11 protein-coding genes are annotated in these 10549 nt (G+C 69.5%); 5 read left to right on the top strand and 6 right to left on the bottom strand.

Annotated elements, in window-relative coordinates:
- Positions 1-55: 55 nt before the first annotated feature.
- From QGN30_RS12150 to QGN30_RS12140, 3 genes are all read left to right on the top strand, one after another.
- A complete protein-coding gene (locus tag QGN30_RS12150; RefSeq protein WP_038536693.1) occupies positions 56-1228 on the top strand; it encodes a cupin domain-containing protein in 1173 nt (390 codons plus the stop codon).
- A 184-nt stretch (positions 1229-1412) separates the two neighbouring features.
- Positions 1413-2885, top strand: a complete 1473-nt coding sequence (locus QGN30_RS12145) for a PPE family protein (RefSeq protein ID WP_038536695.1) — start codon at positions 1413-1415, stop codon at positions 2883-2885.
- A 103-nt stretch (positions 2886-2988) separates the two neighbouring features.
- Entirely contained in the window at positions 2989-3327 is a 339-nt protein-coding gene (locus QGN30_RS12140) for a hemophore-related protein (protein ID WP_014380474.1), read from the top strand.
- Between the two features lie 92 nt (positions 3328-3419).
- Here the strand turns inward: QGN30_RS12140 and QGN30_RS12135 are convergent, their stop codons facing one another.
- From QGN30_RS12135 to QGN30_RS12120, 4 genes are all read right to left on the bottom strand, one after another.
- Positions 3420-3890: a PH domain-containing protein gene (locus QGN30_RS12135; RefSeq protein WP_014385263.1), complete on the bottom strand. Its 471-nt coding sequence runs from the start codon at positions 3888-3890 to the stop codon at positions 3420-3422.
- On the bottom strand, positions 3887-4369 hold the full coding sequence (gene ribH / locus QGN30_RS12130; RefSeq protein ID WP_008258173.1) for a 6,7-dimethyl-8-ribityllumazine synthase: 483 nt from the start codon (positions 4367-4369) through the stop codon (positions 3887-3889). Before ribH ends, QGN30_RS12135 begins: the two co-directional genes overlap by 4 nt.
- Before the next feature lie 49 nt (positions 4370-4418).
- A complete protein-coding gene (locus QGN30_RS12125) occupies positions 4419-5696 on the bottom strand; it encodes a bifunctional 3,4-dihydroxy-2-butanone-4-phosphate synthase/GTP cyclohydrolase II (protein ID WP_008258174.1) in 1278 nt (425 codons plus the stop codon).
- A 123-nt stretch (positions 5697-5819) separates the two neighbouring features.
- On the bottom strand, positions 5820-6419 hold the full coding sequence (locus tag QGN30_RS12120) for a riboflavin synthase (RefSeq protein ID WP_014380477.1): 600 nt from the start codon (positions 6417-6419) through the stop codon (positions 5820-5822).
- A 118-nt stretch (positions 6420-6537) separates the two neighbouring features.
- Here QGN30_RS12120 and QGN30_RS12115 point away from each other — a divergent pair, with 118 nt between their 5' ends.
- Positions 6538-7245 carry an LppX_LprAFG lipoprotein gene (locus QGN30_RS12115; RefSeq protein WP_008258177.1) on the top strand — a complete coding sequence of 236 codons (708 nt, stop codon included), beginning with the start codon at positions 6538-6540 and terminating at the stop codon, positions 7243-7245.
- Positions 7242-8798, top strand: coding sequence for an MFS transporter (locus QGN30_RS12110; protein ID WP_008258179.1), 1557 nt, complete (start codon positions 7242-7244; stop codon positions 8796-8798). Before QGN30_RS12115 ends, QGN30_RS12110 begins: the two co-directional genes overlap by 4 nt.
- Here QGN30_RS12110 and ribD read toward each other — a convergent pair.
- Complete coding sequence (ribD, locus tag QGN30_RS12105) at positions 8795-9820, bottom strand: bifunctional diaminohydroxyphosphoribosylaminopyrimidine deaminase/5-amino-6-(5-phosphoribosylamino)uracil reductase RibD (protein WP_014380478.1); 1026 nt, start codon at positions 9818-9820, stop codon at positions 8795-8797. The two genes, QGN30_RS12110 and ribD, sit on opposite strands and share 4 nt — an antisense overlap.
- On the bottom strand, positions 9817-10524 hold the full coding sequence (gene rpe, locus QGN30_RS12100) for a ribulose-phosphate 3-epimerase (protein WP_085977606.1): 708 nt from the start codon (positions 10522-10524) through the stop codon (positions 9817-9819). Before rpe ends, ribD begins: the two co-directional genes overlap by 4 nt.
- Positions 10525-10549: the final 25 nt, after the last annotated feature.

The following is a 10549-nucleotide window of genomic DNA, read 5'->3' as shown; positions in this document are numbered from 1 at the left end:
GGTCTACTGTGGTGCCCACGAACGTTGGGGAGGCCGGGAAGGGTTGGGAGGAACATTGGCCGCCGAGTCCTCGCTCGCCTGGTTGCTGCGGCCGGTTTCGGTCGAGGCGTTCCTCGACGAGATCTGGGCGATCAGGCACCACCACATCCAGCGTGGCGAGCCGGGCTACTTCGACGGCCTGCTGCCCGCGGCCGACGAACTCCTCGAGCAGATGCGAGCGGAGCCGTCGGCCGTGCGGCTGGTGAAGGGCGGCCAGGACAGGGATCCGGCGAGCTATCGCCGCGGCGACGGCAGCCTCGACCCGGACCGCGCCCGCGAGGGCCTCGCCGACGGGTACACCATCGTGCTGAACGGCCTCGAGCGGTACCTGCGCACGGTCGCGACGCTGTCGCATTCCCTCGAGGTCGAGCTGAACTTCCCGACGCGGGTCAACGCCTATGTCACGCCGCCCGACGCCACCGGCTTTTCCCCGCACTACGACCCGCACGACGTGCTGGTCCTGCAGATCCGGGGATCCAAGACGTGGCATGTGTCCACCGGCGCCCCCGTGCCGCCGCACGAGATCGAAAGCCGCAAAGGGGTCGGGACGGACGGGCCGGCGGCGGCGACCGACGTGTGCCTGCGCGCCGGCGACGTGCTGTATCTGCCACGCGGCCAAGTGCATTCGGCCGAAACGCGCTCGGAGCCATCCGTCCATCTGACGATCGGGCTGCACGCACCCACCGTGCTCACGCTCGTCACGCACGCGCTCTACGCGCTGAGTTTGCGCGACCCCCGGCTGCACACCCGCCTGTCGCCGCGCCACCTGGACGACGCGGGCGCCCGCGCCGGCCTGGAAGACCTGGTGCACGACACCCTGCGCACCGTCGAGGGCCCCGACATCGTCGCCGACGGCCTCGGCGCATTGGAGGACGTCCTGGTCCGGCGCGGCCGATGCCCACCGGTCGGGCGGGTGAGCGACACGGCCGGAATCGACGCCCGGACGCTGGTGCGCAAGCACCAGCCGCTCTACGCGCGGGTGACCCGCGCCGCCGATCGCGTTGTCCTGCACTTCGCTCAGCTGTCCGTGGCCGCCGGCCTCGACCACGAGGCCGCGATGCGGTTCCTCGCGTCGAGCACCGAGCCGTTCCGGGTCGGCGAACTGCCCGGCCTGAGCGCCCCGCAGCAGACGGGGTTGGTTCAGACGCTCCTGTTGAACGGGTTCCTTGCCCGGCTGTCCACTGACTGAAAAATACCTTCGCATTTCCGGTGAAAGTCGGGAATCGTATCCGTATTTGCGGACACTCTGGCGATAAGCTTCATGACATGCGGACCGCTGTCCGCACCGCGGCCGCCCTCGTCACTGCCACGCGACATCGGCGACCGCAGCCTTCGAACGAATCGCAGTGTCGCAACGACGAGGGTGGCCAACGATGACGATGCCGATCTGGGCGGCCTTTCCACCGGAAGTGAATTCGGCGGCGCTCACCACCGGCCCGGGGCCCGCCTCGTTGTTGAACTCGGAGACGGCGTGGCTGAACTTGAGCGCCGAATACGACACGGCGGCTACCGAACTCAGCGAGTTGTTGGCCGAGGTGCAGGCCGGGACGTGGCAGGGTCCCACCGCGGAGAAGTTCGTGGCCGCGCATGTGCCGTACCTGGCCTGGCTTTTACAGAACAGCGCCAACGCCACGGCGGCGGCCCTCGAGCACGACACCGTGATCGCGGCGTACAACGCCGCGGTGGCGGCCATGCCGACACTGGCAGAGATAGCAGCCAACAAAGCCCTGAACGCCTCCCTGATAGCGACGAATTTCCTTGGTGTCAATACGATTCCGATCGCGCAAAACGAGTTCGAGTATTTGCAGATGTGGCTGCGGGCAGCCACCGCGATGGCGATGTATGAAGCGGTGTCCCAGACCGCGATGACGTGGGTCCCGCCCACCGCGCCACCCCCGCCGATCCAGCTGACCAACCCCCCGAACCAAGATGCGGGCGGGGGGGCAAATCAGCTGAGCTGGTGGGTAGATCGCGTGCAGATGGTCGCCCAAGAACTCACCACGGACCTGAACCAGCCTGGGTCCAACCCGTCCACGGCCATCCACAGCCTGCTGACTGACCCGCTACTCCTCAAGGTTCCGCACTGGGCGGGCGAGTCGCTTTACACCTTCATTCCCCAAGTGCCGCAGTTGACTCAGCTCTCGGTCGGGCTGATCGTCCCGTTCCTGCCCGTCGCCGGGGCGGCCGGCCTGGCGGGGCTGGCCGGGCTGGCCGGCGTCGCGCCGCCCGCGCCCACCCTGCCCGGGGTGGCGGCCGCGCCGGCGCCGTCCCACACCGGAGCGCCCGTCGCGATGGCGCCCGGCCTGAGCGCACCCGCCCCGGCCGCAACGCCGGCCGCGGCGCCCGCGCCGGCACCGGCGGCGGCCCCGGCGTCCGCCGCGGCGCCCGCGGCGCCACCCGCGACCGCCGTCGCCGGCTTCGATTACCCCTACGTCGTCGGCCCGCCGGGCATCGGCGCCGGTGCGAACCTCCCGGCCGGCGCGCGGTCCCAGCAGAGATCGGCCGAACCCGGCACCGCGGCCGCGGCGACCGCCCCGGCCCGGCGGGAACAGGCCCGGCGCCGGCGCCGCCAGCGGCCCGGCCTGATCGACCCCGGCCGCCGCCACGAATACCTCGACGCCGACCCGGAGCCCGATGCCGCCGGCAAAACCACGGCGACGGCCACGGACCGGGGGGCGGGGCCCCTGGGGTTCGCCGGCACCGCCCGCGGGCCCGATGCGGCCCCAGTGGGGTTGACCACAATCGGCGCCGATTCCTTGGACGACGGACCCCGGATGCCGCTGCTACCGAGCAGCTGGGGCCCCGAAAGCGAGGGGGCGGAACCGGGGCAGACGGACGCCCCCTGAGCGGCCCGTAAGCGTTGCCGGCGGTTTGGGCGGCGCCGGTTCTGGCTACCAAGCCTCTAACTCAACGTTAGAGTGGGGGCACAGCAATGGAGGGAGTCCGTAAATGATGAAGCGCTCGTGGGCCAGACTGGCCGTCACCGTCGGCGGCTTGGCTTTGGCGTCGACCGCTGGGGCCGGGGTCGCATCGGCCAGCCCCGATTACGGTCCGATGATCAACACGACCTGTAGCTACGACCAGGCGATGCGGGCCGTGCACGCGGAGAACCCGATGGCCGCCCAGTACCTCGACCAGTCGCCGCCGAACCAGCAGTTTTTGCAGCAGTACCTGGCGTCGTCGCCCGATCAGCGCGTGAACCTGCTGCACGCGATCGAGCACAACCAGGGGGCGCAGCAGGCCCTGCCGATTTTCCAGCAGATGATGACGGACTGCACCCGATACTGAGTGCCTCCGATACGGGTCTCCGACTCAAGCGTTAGGTAGTCAGGCGGCGGGCCGCTGCGGGTACGCAGCGAGCCCGCCGGCCTGTACGGCGCTCAGGAGGCCGGCAGGTCCGGCCGATAGCGCGTCAGCAACGCGCGCACCGTGTCCATGGCCTCCACCGCGCGGCCCTTGTCGACGGCCTGGATGGCCATCACCGGGATGTACTCGTCGTCCGGCAAATCGATGCGCGCCCAGCGGTGGCCCACCGGAAACGAGACGTCGACAACATCGGGCCACTCGATCAGCTTGTCTCCCAGCAGGTTTCGCACCGATACGCCCGACGGCCCAACCCGCAGCCGGGGGCGGGCGAACAACAGCACGATGCCGGCGATGACCAGCCCCAGCACCGCGATCGCCACCTGGTCGGCAGTCTGAAAAACCACGCCGGTCGATCTCGCCTTGAGCAATAGCCCCACCACGATGTGCGCGCCGGCGATGAGCACCGCCGCCCCATAGGCGAACAGCGGCGTGCGGTGGGGACGCAACACCGCATCCCAGGTCTCGCGGTCGGGAGGCTCAGTCACGACCGAGCGCGCAACTCACGCAGGGTCAGCGCGGTGGTCAGGGCCGCCAGCGTGGCTTGGGCCCCTTTGTCCTCGGCCGATTCCGGAAGGCCGGCGCGGTCCAGTGCCTGCTGCTCGGTGTCGGTGGTCAGCACCCCGTTGGCCACCGGTGTGGAAGTGTCCAGCGACACCCGGGTCAGGCCCTGGGTCACCGCATCGCAGACGTATTCGAAATGCGGTGTCTGCCCACGGATCACGACGCCCAGCGCGACGACGGCGTCGTGGTTGCGGGCAAGCTCCTGGGCCACCACCGGAATCTCGATCGCGCCGATCACCCGGACCACCGTCGGGTCGTCGACACCCGATTCCGAGGCCACCTTGCTGGCACCCGCCAGCAGTGCGTCGCAGATCTCGCTGTGCCAGGTACTCGCAACGAGGGCCAGTCGCAGGCCGGACGCATCGAGCGGGGGAACCTCCGGCACCCCCTCGGCGGGGCTCATGGGCGCCGCTCCTGCGCATCACTTCGTTCTGCATCGTCGGCGGCGCGATTCACAACGCACCACCGAATTCACCTGGCAGGTGGACGGATTCGTGAAAGTCGTCCAGCCCGGCCAGGTCGTGGCCCATCTTGTCCCGCTTGGTCATCAGGTAACGGATGTTCTCCGCGTTGGCGCGCACGGGAAGCGGCACCCGCTCGATGATGTGCAGACCGTACCCGTCCAGCCCGACGCGCTTGGCCGGGTTGTTGGTCAACAGCCGCATCGAGCGCACGCCGAGGTCGACCAGGATCTGCGCGCCGATCCCGTAATCCCTTGCGTCGGCGGGCAATCCGAGCTTGAGGTTGGCGTCGACGGTGTCCTCGCCGGCGTCCTGCAGCTGATAGGCCTGCAGTTTGTGCATTAGGCCGATGCCGCGGCCCTCGTGGCCGCGCATGTAGAGCACGATGCCGCGTCCCTCGCGGGCGACCATCGCCATGGCGGCGTCCAGCTGCGGCCCGCAGTCGCAGCGGCGGGAACCGAAGACGTCACCGGTCAGGCACTCGGAGTGCACGCGCACCAGCACGTCGTCGCCGTCGGAGTCCGGCCCGGCGATCTCGCCGCGCACCAGCGCGACGTGTTCGACTTCCTCGTAGATGCTGGCGTAGCCGATGGCACGAAACTCGCCGTGCCGAGTCGGGATCCGGGCCTCGGCGATGCGGGCGATGTGCTTCTCGTGCTTGCGCCGCCACTCGATCAGGTCGGCGATGGTGATCATGGCGAGGTCGTGTTCGTCGGCGAACACCCGCAGCTCGTCGGTCTGCGCCATCGAGCCTTCGTCCTTCTGGCTGACGATCTCGCAGATGGCGCCCGCGGGCTGCAGGCCGGCCATCCGGGCCAGGTCGACCGCGGCCTCGGTGTGACCGGGCCGGCGCAGCACGCCACCGTCCTTGGCGCGCAACGGAACCACGTGACCGGGGCGGGTGAAATCGTCGGCGACGCTGATGGGATTGGCGAGCAGCCGCATCGTCGTGGCGCGGTCGGATGCCGAAATGCCGGTTCCCACACCATCTTTCGCGTCCACCGTGACTGTGTAAGCGGTGCCGTGCTTGTCCTGGTTCACGGCGTACATCGGCAGCAGCCCCAGGCGGTCGCAGATCGCCCCGTCCAGCGGCACGCACAGGTATCCCGAGGTATAGCGCACCATGAACGCCACCATCTCCGGCGTCGCCTTCTCGGCGGCGAAGATCAGATCGCCCTCGTTCTCGCGGTCCTCGTCGTCAATGACGATGACGGCCTTGCCGGCCGCAATGTCGGCAACCGCCCTCTCGACGGAGTCCAACCTCGTCATCCCTGCTACCTCGCCGTCCCCGCTTTTCCGAGGGGGAACACTGTCAAAACGGCCCACACGAGAAGCCCACGTGTTGCATTCAGTATGAACCACGCCGGCGGCGCCGTTATTGCGACGGCTTGATCAGCGGGACATCAACCGCTCGACGTATTTCGCGATCACGTCGACTTCGAGGTTCACCTGCGTCCCGATCGGGGCCTGGCCCAGGGTGGTCAGTTCGCGGGTGGTGGGAATCAACGAGACCTCGAACCAGTCGCGCGGGTCACTGCCGAGCCCGGACACCGTCAACGAGATCCCGTCGACGGTGATCGACCCCTTCTCCACGACGTAGCGGGCCACCTCCGCGGGGATCTCGATGCGCACGACCTCCCAGTGCTCGGACGGCGAGCGGGCCACGATCCGCCCCGTCCCGTCGACGTGGCCCTGCACGATGTGCCCGCCCAGCCGGCTGTTGACGGCCGCGGCGCGCTCCAGGTTCACCCGGCTGCCGACCTGCAATGCGCCGAGGTTCGACCGGTTCAGCGTTTCGCCCATCACGTCGGCGGTGAACAGCCCGCCGGGCAGCAGCTCGGCGACGGTCAGGCACACGCCGTTGACGGCGATCGAGTCGCCATGGCCCGCGTCGGCGGTCACGACGGCTCCGCGGATCGTCAGCCGCGCCGCGTCGGAAAGGACGTCGCGACCCGTCACCTCCCCGAGTTCCTCGACAATTCCGGTAAACATCCCCTAAGGCTAATTGGCCCGCCCGCACGCGGATGAGCAGGGCAAACACCACCGCACGGGCGACACCGGGGCCCCGCGTTAACCAGGGCAGTCACCGGCACCCTCTACGATGCGAAGTATGCAGACCCGCCGCCGTCTATCGGCCGTCCTCGCATCCCTGACCCTCGCCACCGCCTTGATCGCAGGCTGCTCGTCGGGCTCAAAGCAGAGCGGCGCACCACTGCCCGACGGCACGACCTTGGTCAAGCAGTCGGCCGACGCCACCAAGAAGGTGCAGAGCGCGCACATCGCGCTGAGCATCCAGGGCAAGATCCCCGGGCTCCCCATCAAGACGCTCAACGGCGACCTCACCACGGCACCGGCCACCGCCGCGTCGGGCAACGCCACCATCACCTTGGGCGGCTCCGACATCGACGCCAACTTCGTGGTCGTCGACGGGACCCTGTACGCCACGCTGACCCCCAACAAGTGGAGCGATTTCGGCAAGGCGTCCGACATCTACGACGTGTCGGTGCTGCTGAACCCGGACAGCGGGCTGGGCAACGCGCTGGCGAACTTCAGCGACGCCAAGGCCGAGGGCCGCGAGACCATCGACGGGCAGAGCACCATCAAGGTCAGCGGCAACGTCTCGGCCGACGCGGTGAACAAGATCGTGCCGCAGTTCAACGCGACCCAGCGGGTCCCGAGCACGGTGTGGATCCAGGAGTCCGGTGACCACCAGCTGGTGCGCGCCAACCTGGAGAAGAGTTCGGGCAATTCCGCCGAGGTCACCCTGTCGAAGTGGGGCGAGCAGGTTCAGGTCACCAAGCCCCCGGTGAGCTCGTGACCACACAAACCGGGCGCCGCGTCGCGATCAGCGCCGGCAGCCTGGCGGTTCTGCTGGGCGCCCTGGACGCCTATGTCGTCGTGACGATCATGCGCGACATCATGAGCGACGTTCACATCCCCATCAATCAGCTGCAGCGCATCACGTGGATCATCACGATGTACCTGCTGGGCTACATCGCCGCCATGCCGCTGCTGGGCCGGGCGTCCGACCGGTTCGGCCGCAAGCTGGTGCTGCAGGTCAGCCTGGCGCTGTTCATGGTCGGCTCGGTGGTCACCGCGCTGGCCGGTCATTGGGGCGATTTCCACCTGCTGGTCGGCGGCCGCACGATCCAGGGTGTGGCCAGCGGCGCGCTGCTGCCGGTCACCCTCGCCCTGGGCGCCGACCTGTGGGCCCAGCGCAACCGCGCCGGCGTGCTCGGCGGCATCGGCGCCGCCCAAGAGCTCGGCAGCGTGCTGGGCCCGCTGTACGGGATCTTCATCGTCTTCCTGTTCCACGACTGGCGCTACGTGTTCTGGATCAACGTCCCGCTGACCCTCATCGCGATGGTGATGATCCAGTTCAGCCTGCCGTCGCACGAACGCACCGAAACGCCCGAGAAGGTCGACCTGGTCGGTGGCGTGCTGCTCGCGGTCGCGCTGGGGCTCGCCGTGATCGGCCTGTACAACCCGCAGCCCGACGGCAAGCAGATCCTGCCCAGCTACGGGTTGCCGCTGGTGATCGGCGCGGCCGTGGTCGGGGTGCTGTTCCTGCTGTGGGAGCGGTTCTCCCGGACCCGGCTGATCGAACCGGCCGGCGTGCGCTTCCGGCCGTTCCTGGCCGCGCTGGGCGCCTCGTTGTTCGCGGGCGCGGCGCTGATGGTGACCCTGGTCGACGTCGAGCTGTTCGGCCAGGGAGTGCTGGGGCAAACCCAGACGCAGGCCGCCGGGCTGTTGCTGTGGTTTTTGATCGCGCTGCCGATCGGGGCGGTGCTGGGCGGGTGGATCGCCACCCGCGTCGGCGACCGGGCGGTGACCTTCGTCGGGCTGCTCATCGCGGCGTACGGGTACTGGCTGATCCATTACTGGCGCCAGGACGTGATGAGCCAGAAGCACAACATCCTGGGGCTGCTCAACGTCCCGGTGCTGCACGCCGACCTGCTGGTGGCGGGCTTCGGCCTCGGACTGGTGATCGGGCCGCTGACGTCGGCCGCGCTGCGCGTCGTCCCGTCGGCCCAGCACGGCATCGCCTCGGCGGCCGTGGTGGTGGCCCGGATGACGGGCATGCTGATCGGGGTGGCCGCGCTCAGCGCGTGGGGCCTGTACCGGTTCAACCAGATCGTGGCGGGCCTGACGGCCGCGATCCCGCCCGACGCCACCCTGTTGGAGCGGATCGCCGCGCAGGGAACGATGTACCTCAAGGCGTTCGCCATGATGTACGGCGACATCTTCGCGGCCACCGTCGTGATCTGCATCGCGGGCGCGCTGCTGGGTCTGCTGATCGGCGGCCGCAATGAACACGCCGAGGAACCGGAAATCCCTGAGCCGCAAGAAGTTTCGCTGAGCGAGCGCTAGGCGCTGCGCGGCACCAGGCTGAGTACCACGTCGGGTCCCACCCGATCGATTCCGTCGAACTGCCAGCGCAACGCCCGAGTTATCGTCGACACACCGACGTCGTCGACCGCGGTGACCGGTCCCCCTAACAGGGTCGGCGCGACGTAGGCGAGGATTCGGTCCACCGCCCCGGCCCGCAGGAAGGCGCCCGCCAGGGTCGGGCCGCCCTCCAACAGCACGTCGGTGCGGTCCGACACGGCCTTGAGCACCTCGGCGGGGTCGTGCGTCCGGATCAGCATGGTTCGCGAATCGTCGTTGAGAACCTTTGCCTCCGAAGGTATTTCGCGCATCCCCACGACGACCCGCAGCGGCTGTCGCGCGGCCAGCGAGCCGTCGGGCAAGCGGGCCGTCAGCGCCGGGTCGTCGGCCAGCACGGTGCCCGTGCCCACCACGATCGCGTCGCACGCCCCGCGGCGGCGGTGCAGGTCCAGCCGTGAGGCCTCGCTGGAAATCCACTGGCTGGAGCCGTCGGCGGCCGCGCTGCGGCCATCGACGCTGCTGGCGTACTTCCACGTCAGATGCGGCAGCCCGGTCCGCTGCTTGTGCAGCCACTCGCGCAGCGGCCCGCGGGCGACCTCGTCGGCCAGCACTCCGGAGCGCACCGCGACGCCCGCCTCCTCGAGCCGCGCCGCGCCCCCGGCGGCCTGCGGGTTCGGGTCGGCGACCGCGTAGACCACGGTGGCCACCTTCGCGTCCAGCAGCGCGTTCACGCACGGCGGGGTCTTGCCGTAGTGGTTGCACGGCTCGAGCGTGACCACGACGGTCCCGCCCGCAGCCAGGTCGCCGGCGCGGCGCAGCGCCAGGATCTCGGCATGATCGCCACCGGCCGGCTCGGTGCCGCCCACGCCGACCACCTCCCCGCCGGCGTCCAGGATGACCGCGCCGACCGGGGGATTCGGATACGTCGTTCCCTTGACGAGAGTGGACTGCTCGATCGCCAAGCGCATCGCGGCGTCAAGGCCGTCGCCCGGGGAAACGGTCATCGACGCCGATGCGGGGACGCGGCGGCGGCCTGACGGCGCAACGCGTCGATCGCCGTCTCCGGGTCGGCGGCGCCGTAGACGGCCGACCCTGCGACGAAGCAGTCGACGCCCGCCTCGGCGGCCTGCTCGATGGTGTCCCCGTTGATCCCGCCGTCGATTTCGACCAGGATCGTCAACTCCCCCGCGTCGATCAGCTTGCGGGCCGTGCGCACCTTGCTCAGGACCTCGGGAATGAAGCTCTGGCCGCCGAAGCCGGGCTCCACCGACATGATGAGCAGGGTGTCGAACTGCGGCAGGATCTCCAGGTACGGCTCGAGCGGCGTGCCCGGCTTCACGCTGATCCCCGCTTTGGCGCCGGCGGCGCGGATGTCGCGCGCGACGGCGATCGGATTCTGGGTGGCCTCGGCGTGGAAGGTGACGTTGTAGGCCCCCGCCTCGGCGTAGGGCGGCGCCCAGCGGTCGGGGTCCTCGATCATCAGATGGCAGTCCATCGGGATGGTGGTGGCCGCCAGCAGGCTCTCCACCACCGGCAGCCCGAGGGTCAGGTTCGGCACGAAGTGGTTGTCCATCACGTCGACGTGCAGCCAGTCGGCGCCGGTCACGGCGGCGGCCTCGTCGGCGAGCCGGGAGAAGTCAGCGGAAAGGATCGACGGTGCGATCAGGGGCCCCTTCGATGATTCCGTGTTGCCAGCCATGAGCGCCAGACTACTGAGCCGCGCGGGCCGGTTC

Origin of the sequence: Mycobacterium sp. 3-98, from assembly GCF_035918355.1 — a bacterium.
Taxonomy (GTDB): Bacteria; Actinomycetota; Actinomycetes; order Mycobacteriales; family Mycobacteriaceae; genus Mycobacterium; species Mycobacterium intracellulare.
This window is presented reverse-complemented; position numbering and strand designations above follow the sequence as displayed.